Source organism: Romboutsia hominis (assembly GCF_900002575.1).
GTDB classification, from domain to species: domain Bacteria; phylum Bacillota; class Clostridia; order Peptostreptococcales; family Peptostreptococcaceae; genus Romboutsia_C; species Romboutsia_C hominis.
In genome coordinates this window covers 2,168,019-2,184,745 of the sequence record NZ_LN650648.1, presented here as the reverse complement: position 1 = coordinate 2,184,745, position 16,727 = coordinate 2,168,019, and the positions used below count along the sequence as shown (strand labels likewise).

The following is a 16,727-nucleotide window of genomic DNA, read 5'->3' as shown; positions in this document are numbered from 1 at the left end:
AATGCATAAATATATTAATATACTTACAGTTTCAATACTTCTTGCAATGTTATATGTAGTATATTCTAAATATATTTTACATAAAAGCAAGAAAGATATTATTGTTTTAAGTATGATAGTTGTTATTATTATATCAAAAGCAAAGGATATATCACAGGGAAGCTTGAGCAACTTTTATATGATTGCTCAAGTATTAATCCTGATTAGCGTATGTGAAAATAATATCAACAAAAAAATAAATAATTTAATATTTATTAGTTTTATATTGTTACTTACAACACTGATAGACAATAAAATTGGTTTATATAATATTTTGGTAACTGGTTTTATAAGTACGATGATTTTTTATGAAATCATAAAATTAACAAGAAGAAAAAGTATTAGTAAGATAACTGTTATATTTATTACTTTTATATACTCAAGTATTTTGTTAAGCCTATTGGTTGAAAAAGAGAATGTATTACTATATAGGAGTATTATAGATATAATTGTATACTTGTACATGTTCAAAAATATAGTAAATTCATATATAATAATTGAACATAATAGAGTATGGAAAAAGAAAAAAATGTTTAAAAAAGGTAACAAAAATATTAGTTTATACAATAAAAAGTTAGAACAAAATAAATATATAACAGCTAAGTTAGAAAAGAATTTAGAGAATAAAAAAGAATTAATTAAAGAAATTGTAGGAGAAGAAGATAGGTGTATATTTATAATAGATTCTAATGGATGTATATTGAGTAAAGATGATAATTTCCTTAGAATTTGGAATAAATATAAAGTGCATAAAGAAAAATTAACGATAGATGAATTTTTAAGAGATAATATAAAAGATAAATTGAATTTTATAAATAGTATAGAAAAAACAAAAAAACATAGTACAGAAATTAAAAGTGATATAAAGAGCAAGGATGGAAGATTTTTTAAAGTTACATTTACACCAATTAAATTTAATAAAAATGAAAGTATCATATGTTCCTTTAAAGATATAACTTACAATAAGCAAAATGAGATAAAGACCGATGAAAACAATATAAAGTACGAAAAAATAATAGAAACTATACCATATAATATACTAATAACAGACAATAATAATATTTTATATAATAGTAAAGATAATGGTATAGATTTTAATGAAAAAGAAATAAAAAGGATAGTTCTAGAGGATTCTATAACAGGAGAAATATGTTATTCTTCTATGGGAAAAAATTCTTATATGAATATAGATAGAACAAGTTTTAAAGATGGAGATACACATAAAAATTTAGTTGTTATAAAAGATATAACAGAGTATAAGGAATCTATTGAAAAATTAAAATTGAGCAAAGAAAAGTATAAAACATTTGTTAATATAATACCAGAAGGTATATATTTAGCAGATTATAGACAGAAAAATATAATATATAAAAATGTAGCATTTACAGAAATATCCAGAAATCTAAATCTAGAAGAAGAAGATATACTACTAAATAATGATATATTAATATCTTCAAATAAAAACAACGAGGAGGTAGTTTTTAAAAGAAAAGATGTTTTAACTTGTAAGGGAGAAGAATTAAACTTAGAGGTTGGGAAAAAATTAATAGAAATTAATAATGAAATCAAAGAAATCGGAATAGTAAGAGATATAACAGAAAGTGTAAATATAGAAAATATTGAAAGAGAAATAGAAGCTAAAAAAATTGCTAATAAAATAAAAACTGAGTTTTTCGTTAATATGTCTCATGAGTTAAAGACACCTCTAAATGTAATATCATCATCGATTCAGCTAATAGAGTATATATATAAAGATAAAATAGAAAAAGAAATAAGTAAGGAGTTAAATAATTCTATAAGTATTATCAAAAAGAATTCTTATATGCTGATGAACTTAATTAACAATGTAATAGATTTAGCTAAGTTAGAATCTGAGTTTCATGAAACTAATGTGAATTGTTATAATATAGTTACGTTAATAGAAGAAACTTGTGAGGAGTTTAATAAATATTTATTAGAAAATGATATAAACATAGTATTTGATACTAGTGAGGAAGAGATTGTATCAAGAGTAGATGATGACGATATAGAGAGAGTTATATTAACTTTATTATCTATAGTTATAAGGTATTCTTGTTCAAATAGTACAATTTACGTTGATTTGGATAGGAAAGGTAATAAAACTAATATAAGTATTAGAAATAAAGATAAATATAATCATTATAAATATATAAATGATAAATATAAATCAGCTATAGATATAGGGTTTAAAGTTACAGAGAATATTTTAGAACTTTATAATGGTGACATAAGTGTAAATAGAAATAATCGAAATGGTATAGAAATCAATTTAAACATAGAAAGCGATTTAGATATATGTGAATATAAAGAAAGAGGAAGCAAAAAGTCAGAAAACTTTATATATACAGAGTACTTAAGAATGTGCAATTTTTAAATATAAATGTATAGTTTAATAGTTAAATGACAATAAAGTTAGATAGGAGATAATATTATGATAAATTCAACAACAAAATTAGTAGGTCTTTTAGGTCATCCAATTAAGCAAAGTTTTTCGCCTAGTATACACAATTATTTATTCAAAAAATATAATCAAAATAATATATATTGTTGTTTTGATGTAAAAGAAAGTGATTTAGAAGAAGCTGTAAGAAGTATTAAGACCTTAAATATGAGAGGTTGTAATGTAACTATTCCTCATAAGGTAAATGTAATGAAATTTTTAGAAAATATAGACAAAAATGCAAGACTTATAGGTGCTGTAAATACTATAAAAAATGATGAAGGTTTTTTAACAGGTTATAATACTGATGGGCTTGGATTTGTAAAGTCTATATTAGATAAAGGGTACGACCTTAATAATAAAAAGATAATGATCATAGGTGCTGGAGGGTCAAGTAGAAGCATAGCAGTTCAGCTAGCATCTAATAAAGTTAAATCTATAGAAATAAGAAATAGAAGTATTCAAAAAGCTATGGATATCAGTGAGATTATAAGAGATAATTTTAAAATTGCTTCTACATATTCAAACAAGACTATAGATAAAAATGATATAGAAGATATTGATATATTAATAAATACCACTCCAGTTGGTATGGAAAGCAATGAATGTCCTATTGATGAAAGTATTCGTGTAAAAGGAGATTTATTAGTATGTGATATCGTATATAAGCCACAAAATACTTCTTTTATAAAGTGGGCAAAGTCAAATAATTTAGATGTAGTATATGGAATTGATATGCTTATAAATCAAGGATTAGAGGCATTTTACATATGGACAGGCATAAAACCAAGTAAAGAGGATGAGTTATACCTAAAAGGACTTTACTATGATCAAGTAGATTAATGTAAAGGAGTAACTATTGATAAAAAAAAGAGAAGGATTTATTTTAGTTGAAAGTATAATTAGTATATCTATAATAGGTATAAGTATGTATATTATTGCTACAACCTTACAAAATAGTAATGGATTAGTTAGTTGTAGCAATAAAAAATTTGAAATGCTTGAGATAGCTAGAAAGAATATAGAATATACAAAACTTCATATAGAAAATGATGAAGAAATAGCATATGAAAATAATGAAAAAGGATATAAGATAAAAACAACAATAGAAGAAGAAAAAGATTATTATAATTGTTATAAAATAGAAGTAATAGTTCAAAGTGATTATGATAGTATAAACCTTATGTCTTATGTTACGAAAAAGTAAAGGATCTATACTAGTAACAACTGTAATAATCTTTTCTATTGTAATAATATTAGCCATGACTTCTATAGGAGTATCCTATAATAATTTAAGTATATTTAACTTAGATTATAAAGATGAAACATTAAAACAACATAGCTATGGTGCTATGGAAGTAGTACATAGTAATATACTAAGAGAAGTTAATTTAATAAAAGAATATGCTATAGATGAAGATGATTTTTACACTTCTTTTAGTGGATTAAGTTTTATAAATAATATAAAAGACATATCAAAATGTAAGATAAAAAATGTAATCGTATCTATTCCATCAAGGATATCGATAAATAGAGAGGAAAAATCTGTAGATTTTGAGATACTCATAACAATAAAGGATGGGAATTATATAAAAAAATTAAAATCAAAAGTTAAAATATTAAATCCATTTAATGAGGATTTATCTATAGATGATAAAACCGATATAGTAAAATTATATAATTACAAGGAGATTTAAAAATGAAAAGAGAAGGAATGTGACCTTGGTAGAACTTGTTGTATGCATAAGTATAATGATTTTAGTATCAACATTATATTTTTTTTATGATAATCTAGATAAATATTACATCAACTCATTTACGAAACAATTAGCAGTAGATATTAGATATGTAAGAAGAGTAAATATGCTCGGAGACCTAAGCACATACATATACTATGATCTAAATAACGAAAACAAATCTTATATATTAAAATCTAAAGGTGAAATAAAAAAAGAAGTGTCACTACCCAATGAAACGAAGATAGAATATGGGGAAAGTAAAATAATATTTAGAACCGATGGTTCTCCAGATCGTAGAGGTCAAACTATAAGAGTTTATAAAGGAAATATTAAAAAAGAGATAACAATAGTACCAATTAGCGGAAGAGTCTTATTGAAAGAAGGTAAGTATGAAACGTAAGAAAGGATATTTACTTTTAGAAAGCGTAATATCAATAACTTCTATAGTCATAATAATAAGTTTACTTTATTATATACTTATATTTTCAAATAATATAAAAATGAAAATAGAAGATAGTGTTGAATTACAACAACAAGGAAATGAAGTATCTAAATATATAAAAGAAGCAATACAAAACTCTAAATATATTATTAACTACGATAAAAACAATGAGCTGAAAAGTGTAACATCAATAAAATGTAAGTACAAAGAAAATGATAATAAATTAAAGGATAAAGAAATATTTCTAAATAAAAATTCAAATAAAATTTTTATAAGGACATTAGATGTATATGGAAACAGTGAAGGTGGAGGTTATGAAGTTGGAGATTATATAGATAATATGTATATATCAACAGACTATGATGGTAAAATAGCTAATATAAAACTAGAGTTGTCAAAAAATAATACTAACCTAGAAAAAGAATTTACTGTAAATATAATAAATTTTGAGGGAGATAATAAATGAGAGTTGTAATAATTGGTTTTATGGGTAGTGGGAAAAGCGTAGTAGGAAGAAAACTAGCTAAAGAGTTAAAAATGGAATATGTTGACATGGATACTAAAATAGAAGAAATAGAAAAAAGGTCTATAACTGACATATTTAAAGAAGATGGAGAAGTATATTTTAGAAATGTAGAAACGAAACTACTAAAAGATCTTACGACTGAGGATAACATAATAATTTCAACTGGTGGAGGTATAGTAAGTAAGAATGAAAATATAGATATATTAAAAAATGAACAAAATGTAATTTTATTAGATGCAAGTGTAAGTACGATTAAAAAAAATGTATCAAATGAAATAAACAAAAGACCTTTATTAAAAGAAAGCAAAGATGTAGAAGAAACTATAAAAACATTACTTTCAGAAAGAATTGATAAGTATAATAAGGCATCTAATATAAAAATAAATGTAGATAGTAAAAATATAGATGAAGTGGTAAGCGAAATACTTGTTTATATTAGATAATATGTGATATTATTAATAGTAGAAAAGTTTGTAATCGTATAGTCGGGGGTATTTATGAAATTTTTAGTAATTAATGGTCCAAATTTGAATATGTTAGGTAAAAGAGAAAAAGGAATTTATGGTGAAAGAACAATAGATGACTTAAAAGATTATATAAAAAAGGAATGTAAGATTATAGATGAAAATATAGTTGTAGATTTCTTTCAGAGTAATCATGAGGGAGATATAATTGACAAAATACACGAAGCTAACACTTTGTATGATGGAATCGTTATAAATCCTGGCGCTTTTACTCATTATAGCTATGCTATTTATGATGCGATAATGTCTGTACAATTAGATGTAGTTGAAGTTCATATATCTAATGTTCATAAAAGAGAAGAGTTTAGACAAAAAAGTGTGACAGCAAAAGCATGTATAGGACAAATATCAGGTTTTGGATTTGATAGTTATATATTAGGCATAAATGCACTTATAAAAAACAAGGGCTAAAAGTAGTTATAAACTTAATTTTTTTAATATAACTTGACAAGATTGCAAGAGTATATATAATTGAAAAAGGTATGGTGATAATATATACATATATAGATAAATACAATAGAAGTATTTGCCTAAGATTAAAAATAAACTTTTGATTATAATATATAATAAAAAGTATCACCACAAAATAATAAATTTATTTTTATGGAGGGACCAAAATGGTATCAGCAAGTGATTTTAGAAAAGGTGTAACATTTGAAAAAGACGGACAACCATGTTTAATAGTTGACTTCCAACACGTTAAACCAGGTAAAGGTGCAGCTTTCGTAAGAACTAAATATAGAAACTTAAAAACAGGAGCTATAAGAGAAGAAGCTTTCAACCCAAGTGATAAATTCCCTAAAGCTCATATAGAAACAAGACCAATGCAATACTTATACAATGATGGAGAATTATACTACTTCATGGATCAAGAAACATTTGATCAAATACCTTTAGATTATGTACAAGTTGAAGAAGCTATAAAATTCTTAAAAGAAAATGAGGTTGCTACAATAAGATTCTACCAAGGACAAGCTTTCCAAGTTGAAGCTCCTAACTTTGCAGAATTAGAAGTAACTGAAACTGAACCAGGAATAAAAGGAGACACAGCTAGTAACGTAACTAAGTCAGCTACAGTTGAAACTGGAGCTGTTGTTCAAGTTCCATTATTTATAAATGAAGGTGACAAGATAAAGATAGATACTAGAACTGGTGAATATTTATCAAGAGTTTAATAATTTATGTATAAAAAGCTTGTATATCTTAATAATAAAGATATACGGGCTTTTAATTTTATACTTACAAAAGAAGGAGAGGGTTACATATGAAATACCTATTTGAAGAAGTTGCATACCTAAAAGGATTAGCTGAAGGGATGGACATAAGCTCTGAAAGTAAAGAAGGAAAAATAATACATAAGATAATAGACGTTTTAGATAGTTTTGCAGATGCAATAGTTGAATTAGATGAAGAGCAAGCAGATTTAACTGAGTATGTTGAATCTATAGATGAAGATTTATGTGATATAGAAGATGATATATATAGTGATTCAGAAATAGACGAAGATGAAGAAGGGGACCTTAGCTTTATAGAAATGGAATGTCCAAATTGTAAAGACTTAGTAGAAGTAGATGAAGAACTTCTATATGATGATGAGGTTGATATCGTTTGTCCAAACTGTCAAGGAATAATACTATCAGCAGACGATGAAGATTGTATGTGTATTAATTGTTGCGATGATATAGATGAAAATTAGTTAGATTAATATAAGATTGCCTATGAGTTATTAGAATATCTCATAGGCTTTTCTTTTTAAAATATATTATAAGGAAACTATAAATTTAAAAATAAGTGTGAATATTAAAGTAGACAAGTAAATTTTTTATTTTGCAATACTTGTTGAAAAATAGTACACTATAATCTAGAGATAATTAACTCGGAGGTAATAAAATGAAGTTAAAAAAAGATATATTAAAGAATATAGATGAGTTTGAAAATATAATAGAATATAAATTTAAAAATAAAGAGTATATATTAGAAGCTTTAACTCATAGTTCGTACTCAAATGAAAATAAGGAGTATGATTTTAATGAAAGACTTGAGTTTTTAGGAGACTCTGTCCTAAGTATAGTAGTAAGTGAATATTTATTTAAAAAAGAAAGAAATTTACCAGAAGGAGAATTAACAAAGTTAAGAGCAAATATAGTTTGTGAAGAATCTTTAAGTGAAGCAGCAAATGAGATAAATCTAGGAATATATATGTTGCTAGGAAAAGGAGAAGAAGCTACTGGTGGTAGATATAGAATGTCTATATTAGCAGATGCTTTTGAGGCTGTAATAGCTGCAATATACTTAGATGGAGGATTAGAACCAGCTAGAGTATTTATACTAAAATACATGGAAGGAATAATCTGTGATTCAAGAAAAGGTAAAATATTTAGAGATTATAAGACTCACCTTCAAGAAGTTTTACAAGGAAAAGGTGAAAGTAATATATGGTATAGATTAGTAGATGAAAAAGGACCAGATCATAATAAAAGATTTATAATGGAAGTTGGAATAAATGAAAGAGTCTTAGGTGTTGGAGAAGGAAAAAGTAAAAAAGAAGCAGAGCAAATAGCAGCTAAAAAAGCTCTACAAGTAACAATATAAAGGATGATGAAATATGAAAAGAAGAATAATACCTATATTTGTTCCTCACAGAGGATGTCCTCATGATTGTATATTTTGCAATCAAAAAAAGATAACAGGTGTTAGTACAGATATAACTAGCTCTGACGTAAGAAATATCGTAGAGGAATATCTAGAAACAATTGATAAAGATGCAATTGTGGAGATTGCTTTCTTTGGAGGAAGTTTTACTGCTATAGATGTTGATATACAAAGAAATTTATTATCTGTAGCTAAAGAGTATGTAGACAAAGGTTTAGTACAGGATATAAGAATGTCAACAAGACCAGACTGCATAAGTCAAGAAATATTAGATATGTTAAAAGAGTATAGTGTAAGTATAATAGAACTTGGAGTACAGTCTTTAGATGAAGATGTATTAAGAGATAGCATAAGGGGCCATAATGCAGAACAGGTATTTAAAAGTTCTAAATTAATAAAAGAAAATGGTATAAACCTAGGACTTCAGATGATGGTAGGTCTACCTTCAGATACAGAGGAAAAATGTATAAATACAGCTAAAAAGTTTATAGAACTTGACCCATACTGCGTAAGAATTTATCCTACTCTAGTTGTTAAAGAGACAGGTTTAGAAGATTTATTAAATAGAAAGCAATATAATTCATTTTCTTTAGAAGAAAGTGTTGATATTGTTAAAAAGCTTTTAGCTTTATTTTATGTCAATAATATAAATGTAATAAGAGTTGGACTCCAAGCTACTGATGATATACAAATAGGAAAAGCTGTAGTTGATGGTCCATATCATCCAGCCTTTAGAGAATTAGTAGAAGGGGCTATGATAAAAGATTATTTAGAAAGTATTGTTATAGAAAATAAAGCTACAAGTAAAATAGTAGTAAATACTAATAAAAAGAACATATCAAAAATAATAGGTAATAAAAAGACAAATACTAATTATTTAAAAGAAAAATTAAACATAATATTAAAAACAAAAGAAGCTAATATTGATTTAGATAGCTTAGAAATAGTAATAGATGATGAAAAAGTAATTAAAACTAGTTTTAAAGATATATATATAAAATTATGTAATATTTATAACCTTTAGTTTTATTATTGAAGGGAGAGACGAAGTTGTATTTAAAGAGGTTAGAATTGAAGGGATTTAAATCCTTTCCAACTAAAACAGATATATTATTTAATCAAGGGATAACTGCAATAGTAGGTCCAAATGGAAGTGGTAAAAGTAATATATCTGATGCTGTTAGATGGGTACTTGGAGAACAGAGTATAAAAAGTCTAAGAGGAGACAAATTAGAAGATGTAATATTTGCAGGAACTGATACCAAAAAAGCAATGAGCTACTGTGAAGTTTCGTTAACTATAGATAATTCTGAAGATAAATTAAATATAGATTTTAGTGAAATAACTATAAAAAGAAGAGCATATAGAAGTGGAGAAAGTGAATTCTTTTTAAATAATAAACCTTGCAGACTTAAAGATATAAAAGAATTACTTTTAGACACGGGTATAGGAAAAGATGGATACTCAATAATAGAACAAGGTAAAGTAGATGAAATACTTAGCAATAATCCTGTAAATAGAAGAAAAGTATTTGATGAAGCTTGTGGAATATCAAAGTTTAGATATAAAAAACAAGAAGCTGAGAGAAATTTAAAAAATACTAAGGAAAATTTAGAGAGAATAGAAGATATCTATATAGAAATAGAAAATCAGCTAAAACCACTATTTTCTCAACAGGAAAAAGCTAAAAAGTATATAGAACTTAATGATAAATTAAAGACTATAGAAGTAAATAGCTATATAAAAGAAATAGATTTACTAGAAAAAGATTTAAATGAAGCGCTAAAACACAGTAAACTATTAGAAGAACAAGCTATAGAAACTAACAACCAAAAGGTAAAGTTAGAAAATAACTTAAATGAAACATCTAAAGAAGTTGAAGATATAAGTGAGAATATAAATAAATCGATAGATTATATAAACAGTATAAAAAGTGTTATATCTCAGAAAGATGCTCAATTAAATCTTATAAATGAAAAAATTAAAAATTTAAATGAAAGTATATTAAAAAGTGAAAATGAGTTAAGTGAAATAGGAAATAAAATATCTTCTAATGAAAATTTAATTAAGGATTTAGAGATAAATAAGATAGAAAAAGAGAATACAATAAAGTCTCTAACTGAAGATATAGATTTATTGGATAAAAATAATTTAAGTAAAAAAGAAAGTATAGAAAAGGTAAATAGTAAAATAGAAGGTTTAAAAGATGGGATAATAAACCTTTTAAATAAAAAACAAGAATCTAGTAATAGATTGTCAACACTTAGTGCCAATATGGAGAATATAAATTCTCGTGATAAATCTATAGACTTAGAGATTAGTGAAGTAAAAAGTGATTTAAATGAAAAATTCACAGAACTAAATGATATTAAACTAAATGTTAGTCAAAAAAATGCTGAATTAGAAAAATTAAAGCTAAAGGAATTGGAAAATAAAAATACTTTAGAAGAGCTTATAAATCATAGTAAAAAATTAGAAAAGCAAATTCAAGATGGTAACTATAGTATAAACAATTATAATTCTAAGCTTAATATTTATATAGACATGGAAAATCATAATGAAGGATTTAATAAAGGTGTAAAAGAAGTATTAAAAAATAAATCTTTAAAAGGTATACATGGAGCTTTAGGACAAGTTATCACAACTAGTGAGAAATACGAAAAAGCAATAGAATCTGCACTTGGTGCATACTTACAAAATATAATCACTAGTGATGAAAATAGTGCCAAGATAGCTATAAACTATTTAAAGAAAAATAATCTAGGTAGAGTAACATTCTTACCTCTAAATACAATAAAAGCAAATAAGATAAACCCAAGTACTATAAAAAGTAATACTAAATTTATAGGCATAGCTAGTGATTTATTATCTTATGATGAAAAGTATAAAAATATAATAGAAAATATACTGGGAAGGACTATAATAATAGATAATATAGATGAAGGTATAAAGTTTGCAAGAGAAACAGGTCATAGATATAAAGTTGTTACTTTAGATGGAGAAATATTAAATCCAGGAGGGTCATTAACTGGAGGTAGTTTCAAAAATAATACAAGTATATTATCTAGAAAAAGACTTATAAATGAATATTCTCAAAAACTTGAAGATGCTAAAAAAGAAACAAAAGAATTTATTAAACAGAAACAAGAAAAAGATAATAATATATCAACAAAGAAAAATGATATTTTAAAAATAGAAGAAGAAGTAAAAGAGTTAGAAAAAAATATTATAATAGAAAGTTCTAAATTAAATAGAGTAGAAGAAGAAATAAAAAATATAAATATAAGTATTAATAAACTACAAAATGAAAAAGATGGACTTATTTCGAATTTAAAATATACTAAAGATAAATTAGATATAGTTAAAATTGAAATAGAAAAAATGGACAAAGAGCATGAAGAAAATAAAGAAACCATAGAAAAACTAAGCTTAGAATTAAAAAAATCAAATGACTACTATGAAAAAGATAGAGAAAAGCATGATAATCTAAATCTAAAATTAGTTAAGGATAAGCAAGTTTTAGAATCTATATATGCAGATATTAAAAGAATAAAGAATGAAAATGAAGAACTAAGACTTAAAAAAGGCAATATAGAAAAATCTATAGAAAATCAAAATATAGAAATATCTAAGCTTAGAGAAGAGACAGTAATAGAAGAAACAGAAAAAGTTAGCTTAAATAAACAATTAAGCGACAACAGTAGAAATCTAGAAAATAGAAAATTAGCAAAAGAAGATCTAAAGCAAAAACTAGAAGAACATAATAAAAATCTTAAAATCATAGATAGACAGTATATAGATTTAAAAGAAAGTTTATTTAAAGTAGAATCTAAAATAGATAGAATAAAAGTTTCTAAAGAAGATTATATAAACAACTTATTTGAAAAGTACGAGTTGACTGTAGCTGATGCTATGAATATAAAAGATACTAGCATTGAAATTGATAAAAAGAAATTAGAATCTTTAAAAAGAGAAATAAGGAATTTAGGTAATGTTAATATAGATGCCATAAAAGAATATGAAGAAGTTAAAGAAAGATATGACTTCTATAGTGAACAAAAACAAGACCTAGAGCAATCAATAGAAGCTATAGAAAATCTTATAGAAGAACTTGAGAGTAATATGAAAACTGAGTTTAAAGTCAAGTTTAATGAAATAAATGATAACTTTAAAATGGTTTACAAAAGACTATTTGGTGGAGGACGAGGAGAACTTATAATATTAGATGAAAAGGACATATTAGAAAGTGATATAGAAATAGTAGCACAACCACCAGGAAAGAAAATGAAAAACCTAAATTTATTATCAGGTGGAGAAAAGGCACTTACAGCTATAAGTATATTATTTTCTATATTACTTGCAAAACCTACGCCGTTTTGTATATTAGATGAGATAGAAGCCCCATTAGATGATGCTAATATATTTAGATTTGGTGAATTTTTAAAAGAACTATCTCAAGACACTCAATTTATATCAGTTACACATAGAAGAGGGACTATGGAGGCATCAGATTACATATATGGTGTTACTATGCAGGAAAAAGCAATATCTAAAGTTCTTAGCTTAAAGCTAAATGAAGCAGAAAAAATGACTGATATAATATAAAAGGATTAGTTAAAATAACATTTAGGAGGAAGATAAGTGTTTAAGAAGTTATTTAATTTTGGAAAGAAAAAAGAAGAAAATAAAGAAGTTGAAGAGTTAGTAAGTGAAGAAAACTTAATTGAAGAAGATATAAAAGAAGTAGATCTTATAGAAGAAGTTAGTAAAGTAAATGAAAAAGTAGATACAGAAGAAACTGAAGTTATAGAAGAAACTATAAAAGAAGATGAAGAAGATGTAAAAGATTTAGAAGAAGAATTTATTGAAGAAAAAATAGAAATAGTAAATGAAAGTAAAGAAACTAAAGATGAAGTTAAAGATGAATCTATTGAAGAAATAGAGGTAGTAGAAGAAGTACAGGAACAACCAAAAGAAAAGAAAGTTAATCTATTTAATAGATTAAAAGAAGGTTTAACTAAGGCTAAAAAAGGTATAACTGATAGAATAGATGATGTATTAAAATCATATACAAAAGTAGATGAGGAGTTATTAGAAGAATTAGAAGAAATTTTAATAACTGCTGATGTTGGTGTTAATACTACAATGAATATAATAGACAGCCTTAGAGATAAGATAAAGTCTAAAGGTATAACTGATCCTATGGATGTAAGAAATGAACTAAAGATAGTAGTGGAAGAATTATTAGGAGAAGAAAATCAAAAATTAGATGTTACTCATTCACCTACTATAATACTGATGGTTGGAGTAAATGGTGTTGGTAAAACAACTACTATAGGTAAATTAGCTAATAGATATAAATCAGAAGGTAAAAAAGTTTTACTTGCAGCTGGTGATACATTTAGAGCCGCAGCTATAGAACAATTAGAAGTATGGGCAAACAGAAGCAATGTAGATATAATAAAGCATCAAGAAGGAGCAGATCCAGGTGCAGTAATATTTGATGCAGTTAAAGCTGCAAAGGCTAGAAAAGTAGATTTATTAATATGTGATACAGCAGGAAGACTTCACAACAAAGCTAACCTTATGAATGAGTTAGGAAAAGTATTTAAAATAGTTGATAGAGAATTCCCGGAAGCTAAAAAAGAAGTATTATTAGTAGTAGATGCAACGACAGGTCAAAATGCAGTAGCACAAGCTAAGACATTTAAAGAAGTTGCTGATATAACAGGAATAGTATTAACTAAACTAGATGGTACTGCTAAGGGTGGTGTTGTCCTTGCAGTTAAGAGTGAGGTAGATGTACCTGTAAAACTTATAGGTGTAGGAGAAAAGGTAGAAGACTTACAAGATTTCGATGCAAAAGCATTTTCAGATGCATTATTTGGGAACTAAATTAGCAAAAATAAAATGTCAATAATAAAGCAAAAAATAAGCTAATTCTATATTGACAATACTTTATATATGATATAAAATACAATGTGTAAAGTAATTAACCTTTACAGTAATTTACTGGGAAGTGTAAAGAGATGAATATAGAAAAAATGGTTGAGATTGGATTGTTGTTTGAACAATACAAAGAACTACTTACTGATAAGCAGCGAGAAATAGTTTCACTTTACTATGAAGAAGACTATTCTCTAGGTGAAATTAGTGAAAATCTGAATGTATCAAGACAAGGAGTATATGATACTCTTAAGCGTTCAGAAAAAATACTAAAAGACTACGAGAGTAAATTAAATTTAGTTCATAAACATAAAGAACAAGAAAATTTTATAAAAAATATACAAGATAAAATTGTTGACATTAAACAAAATTTATTGCAAAATAGAGATTGTGCTAATTTAATCCCTAAGCTAGAAAATATAGAAGATGTATGTAGGGAGATGTTAAAATGATATTTGAAGGATTATCAGATAAATTGCAAGGTGCACTTGATAAATTAAAATCTAAAGGTAAATTAACCGAAAAAGACGTAAAAGATGCTATGAGAGAAGTTAAACTTGCTCTTTTAGAGGCGGACGTTAACTTTAAGGTTGTAAAAGATTTTATAAAGAAGGTGCAAGAAAGATGTGTTGGGCAAGAAGTTATGCAGAGTTTAACTCCGGCACAACATGTAATAAAAATAGTAAATGAAGAGCTTACAAGCCTAATGGGTGATGTAGCTAGTAAAATAGTAATATCTCCAAAACCACCAACTATAATAATGATGGTAGGTCTTCAAGGTGCAGGTAAAACAACTACATCTGGAAAACTTGGAGGATATTTCAAAAAACAAGGTAAGAAACCTTTACTTGTTGCCTGTGACGTTTATAGACCAGCGGCTATAAAGCAGTTACAAGTTGTTGGAGAAAAGTTAGATATACCAGTATTCAATATGGGTGATAAGGAAAGTCCAGTAAACATAGCAAAAGCAGGATTAAGTCATGCAATAAAAAATAACAATGACTTAGTTATAATAGATACAGCAGGTAGACTTCATATAGATGAAGCCTTAATGGATGAATTAAAATCTATAAAATCTGAAGTTAAACCTCATGAAATACTATTAGTAGTAGACTCAATGACAGGACAAGATGCAGTCAATGTTGCAGAAAGCTTCAATGAAACTCTTGGTGTAGATGGAGTAATACTAACAAAACTAGATGGAGACACTAGAGGTGGTGCTGCACTTTCAATAAGAGCCGTAACACAAAAACCTATAAAATTCATAGGTATGGGTGAAAAATTAGATGATTTAGAACCTTTCCATCCAGATAGAATGGCCTCAAGAATATTAGGTATGGGTGATATACTTAGCTTAATAGAAAAGGCACAAGAAAATATTGATTTAGATAAAGCTAAGGAATTAGAAGAAAAGATTAAAAAACAAGAACTTGATTTTGAAGATTTCTTAGAACAAATGGAGCAAATCCAAAATATGGGTCCTCTTGATAAAATATTAGGTATGATTCCAGGTATAGGGAATATAAAAGACCAACTTGGAGATGTAGATTTAAATGGTAAAGAAATGAAAAGAACTAAAGCCATTGTTCAATCTATGACAAAAGAAGAAAGAAAAGACCCAAGTTTGCTAAATGCTTCTAGAAAAAGAAGAATAGCTAAAGGTAGTGGAACTACTGTTCAAGATGTAAACAGACTTTTAAAACAATTCAATGAGATGAAGAAGATGATGAAGATGTTTACAGGCTCTCAAAAAAGTATGAAGAAAAGGGGCGGTTTTGCCGGACTTCCTTTCTTTAAATAAATAAGCAAAATAAAAATTTTCGGAGGTGACTGTAATGGCAGTTAAAATAAGATTAAAAAGAATGGGATCAAATAAAAAACCTTTCTACAGAATAGTAGTAGCAGATTCTAGATCTCCAAGAGATGGAAAATTCATAGAGGAAATAGGATACTACAACCCAGTTTCTCAACCAAAGCAAGTTAAAATAAACGATGAGAAAGCTGTTAAGTGGTTATCAAATGGTGCTCAACCAACTGACACTGTAAAAACTTTATTAGTTAACAACGGTGTTATGGAAAAGTTCGAAGCTTCTAAAAAATAATAAGCTTTATTAGGAGATGAGTATATGAAAGAGCTAGTGTTAGAGATAGCTAAAGCTCTAGTTGACAATCCTGAAGCTGTAATAGTTGAAGAAGTCAGACACAATGAGGAAATAACATTAAAACTAAAAGTTTCTCAGGATGACATGGGAAAAGTTATCGGAAAGCAAGGTAGAATAGCTAAGTCTATAAGGACTGTTGTAAAAGCCGTTGCTAACAAAGAGAATGTTAAAGTTTCTCTTGATATAGTTTAAAAGGATTAGGTATATACCTAATCCTTTTAATGTATTAAGAACTT

18 protein-coding genes are annotated in these 16,727 nt (G+C 26.4%); all 18 read left to right on the top strand.

The annotated features are described in order from the left end of the window. Position 1 precedes the first annotated feature (1 nt). The 18 genes from FRIFI_RS10675 (at position 2) to FRIFI_RS10590 (ending at position 16,683) form a co-directional block, all read left to right on the top strand. Positions 2 to 2,434 carry a sensor histidine kinase gene (locus FRIFI_RS10675; RefSeq protein ID WP_166505835.1) on the top strand — a complete coding sequence of 811 codons (2,433 nt, stop codon included), beginning with the start codon at positions 2 to 4 and terminating at the stop codon, positions 2,432 to 2,434. Positions 2,435 to 2,491: 57 nt separating this feature from the next. Next, positions 2,492 to 3,343, top strand: coding sequence for a shikimate dehydrogenase (aroE, locus tag FRIFI_RS10670; RefSeq protein WP_207733531.1), 852 nt, complete (start codon positions 2,492 to 2,494; stop codon positions 3,341 to 3,343). 16 nt (positions 3,344 to 3,359) lie between these two features. Further along, positions 3,360 to 3,707: a hypothetical protein gene (locus tag FRIFI_RS10665; RefSeq protein ID WP_166505834.1), complete on the top strand. Its 348-nt coding sequence runs from the start codon at positions 3,360 to 3,362 to the stop codon at positions 3,705 to 3,707. Then, entirely contained in the window at positions 3,691 to 4,197 is a 507-nt protein-coding gene (locus FRIFI_RS10660) for a hypothetical protein (protein ID WP_166505833.1), read from the top strand. The genes FRIFI_RS10665 and FRIFI_RS10660 overlap by 17 nt, the downstream gene beginning before the upstream one ends. A 19-nt stretch (positions 4,198 to 4,216) precedes the next feature. Further along, positions 4,217 to 4,639: a hypothetical protein gene (locus FRIFI_RS10655; RefSeq protein ID WP_166505832.1), complete on the top strand. Its 423-nt coding sequence runs from the start codon at positions 4,217 to 4,219 to the stop codon at positions 4,637 to 4,639. Then, positions 4,629 to 5,147 (top strand): hypothetical protein, encoded by a 519-nt coding sequence (locus tag FRIFI_RS10650; RefSeq protein WP_166505831.1) that lies wholly within the window; start codon positions 4,629 to 4,631, stop codon positions 5,145 to 5,147. The genes FRIFI_RS10655 and FRIFI_RS10650 overlap by 11 nt, the downstream gene beginning before the upstream one ends. Then, complete coding sequence (locus FRIFI_RS10645) at positions 5,144 to 5,650, top strand: shikimate kinase (protein ID WP_092924510.1); 507 nt, start codon at positions 5,144 to 5,146, stop codon at positions 5,648 to 5,650. Before FRIFI_RS10650 ends, FRIFI_RS10645 begins: the two co-directional genes overlap by 4 nt. Before the next feature lie 54 nt (positions 5,651 to 5,704). Beyond that, a complete protein-coding gene (gene aroQ, locus FRIFI_RS10640) occupies positions 5,705 to 6,142 on the top strand; it encodes a type II 3-dehydroquinate dehydratase (RefSeq protein WP_092924512.1) in 438 nt (145 codons plus the stop codon). 206 nt (positions 6,143 to 6,348) lie between these two features. After that, complete coding sequence (gene efp / locus FRIFI_RS10635; RefSeq protein ID WP_092924514.1) at positions 6,349 to 6,906, top strand: elongation factor P; 558 nt, start codon at positions 6,349 to 6,351, stop codon at positions 6,904 to 6,906. A gap of 89 nt (positions 6,907 to 6,995) precedes the next feature. Continuing rightward, positions 6,996 to 7,427 carry a CD1247 N-terminal domain-containing protein gene (locus FRIFI_RS10630; protein WP_092924516.1) on the top strand — a complete coding sequence of 144 codons (432 nt, stop codon included), beginning with the start codon at positions 6,996 to 6,998 and terminating at the stop codon, positions 7,425 to 7,427. A gap of 194 nt (positions 7,428 to 7,621) precedes the next feature. After that, positions 7,622 to 8,323: a ribonuclease III gene (gene rnc, locus FRIFI_RS10625; protein WP_092924518.1), complete on the top strand. Its 702-nt coding sequence runs from the start codon at positions 7,622 to 7,624 to the stop codon at positions 8,321 to 8,323. A gap of 13 nt (positions 8,324 to 8,336) precedes the next feature. Beyond that, complete coding sequence (locus FRIFI_RS10620) at positions 8,337 to 9,407, top strand: elongator complex protein 3 (protein WP_092924520.1); 1,071 nt, start codon at positions 8,337 to 8,339, stop codon at positions 9,405 to 9,407. A gap of 26 nt (positions 9,408 to 9,433) precedes the next feature. Then, the gene (smc, locus tag FRIFI_RS10615) at positions 9,434 to 12,988 is read left to right on the top strand and encodes a chromosome segregation protein SMC (RefSeq protein WP_166505830.1); all 3,555 of its coding nucleotides are present in this window, start codon (positions 9,434 to 9,436) and stop codon (positions 12,986 to 12,988) included. Positions 12,989 to 13,024: 36 nt separating this feature from the next. After that, positions 13,025 to 14,278, top strand: coding sequence for a signal recognition particle-docking protein FtsY (gene ftsY, locus FRIFI_RS10610; protein WP_166505829.1), 1,254 nt, complete (start codon positions 13,025 to 13,027; stop codon positions 14,276 to 14,278). Positions 14,279 to 14,412: 134 nt separating this feature from the next. Beyond that, positions 14,413 to 14,781 (top strand): YlxM family DNA-binding protein, encoded by a 369-nt coding sequence (ylxM, locus tag FRIFI_RS10605; RefSeq protein WP_166505828.1) that lies wholly within the window; start codon positions 14,413 to 14,415, stop codon positions 14,779 to 14,781. Continuing rightward, complete coding sequence (gene ffh / locus FRIFI_RS10600) at positions 14,778 to 16,130, top strand: signal recognition particle protein (RefSeq protein WP_166505827.1); 1,353 nt, start codon at positions 14,778 to 14,780, stop codon at positions 16,128 to 16,130. Before ylxM ends, ffh begins: the two co-directional genes overlap by 4 nt. A 34-nt stretch (positions 16,131 to 16,164) precedes the next feature. Beyond that, a complete protein-coding gene (rpsP, locus tag FRIFI_RS10595) occupies positions 16,165 to 16,431 on the top strand; it encodes a 30S ribosomal protein S16 (RefSeq protein WP_071119726.1) in 267 nt (88 codons plus the stop codon). A gap of 24 nt (positions 16,432 to 16,455) precedes the next feature. After that, complete coding sequence (locus FRIFI_RS10590) at positions 16,456 to 16,683, top strand: KH domain-containing protein (protein ID WP_092924529.1); 228 nt, start codon at positions 16,456 to 16,458, stop codon at positions 16,681 to 16,683. Positions 16,684 to 16,727 lie beyond the last annotated feature (44 nt).

What these genes read in the sequence shown, in the direction of transcription:
- FRIFI_RS10620 (WP_092924520.1), top strand. Translation starts at nt 8,337, where the DNA reads ATGAAAAGAAGAATAATACCTATATTTGTTCCTCACAGAGGATGTCCT.
- FRIFI_RS10660 (WP_166505833.1), top strand. Translation starts at nt 3,691, where the DNA reads ATGTTACGAAAAAGTAAAGGATCTATACTAGTAACAACTGTAATAATC.
- rnc (WP_092924518.1), top strand. Translation starts at nt 7,622, where the DNA reads ATGAAGTTAAAAAAAGATATATTAAAGAATATAGATGAGTTTGAAAAT.
- FRIFI_RS10590 (WP_092924529.1), top strand. Translation starts at nt 16,456, where the DNA reads ATGAAAGAGCTAGTGTTAGAGATAGCTAAAGCTCTAGTTGACAATCCT.
- ffh (WP_166505827.1), top strand. Translation starts at nt 14,778, where the DNA reads ATGATATTTGAAGGATTATCAGATAAATTGCAAGGTGCACTTGATAAA.
- FRIFI_RS10630 (WP_092924516.1), top strand. Translation starts at nt 6,996, where the DNA reads ATGAAATACCTATTTGAAGAAGTTGCATACCTAAAAGGATTAGCTGAA.
- FRIFI_RS10645 (WP_092924510.1), top strand. Translation starts at nt 5,144, where the DNA reads ATGAGAGTTGTAATAATTGGTTTTATGGGTAGTGGGAAAAGCGTAGTA.
- efp (WP_092924514.1), top strand. Translation starts at nt 6,349, where the DNA reads ATGGTATCAGCAAGTGATTTTAGAAAAGGTGTAACATTTGAAAAAGAC.
- ylxM (WP_166505828.1), top strand. Translation starts at nt 14,413, where the DNA reads ATGAATATAGAAAAAATGGTTGAGATTGGATTGTTGTTTGAACAATAC.
- aroQ (WP_092924512.1), top strand. Translation starts at nt 5,705, where the DNA reads ATGAAATTTTTAGTAATTAATGGTCCAAATTTGAATATGTTAGGTAAA.
- aroE (WP_207733531.1), top strand. Translation starts at nt 2,492, where the DNA reads ATGATAAATTCAACAACAAAATTAGTAGGTCTTTTAGGTCATCCAATT.
- rpsP (WP_071119726.1), top strand. Translation starts at nt 16,165, where the DNA reads ATGGCAGTTAAAATAAGATTAAAAAGAATGGGATCAAATAAAAAACCT.
- FRIFI_RS10675 (WP_166505835.1), top strand. Translation starts at nt 2, where the DNA reads ATGCATAAATATATTAATATACTTACAGTTTCAATACTTCTTGCAATG.
- FRIFI_RS10650 (WP_166505831.1), top strand. Translation starts at nt 4,629, where the DNA reads ATGAAACGTAAGAAAGGATATTTACTTTTAGAAAGCGTAATATCAATA.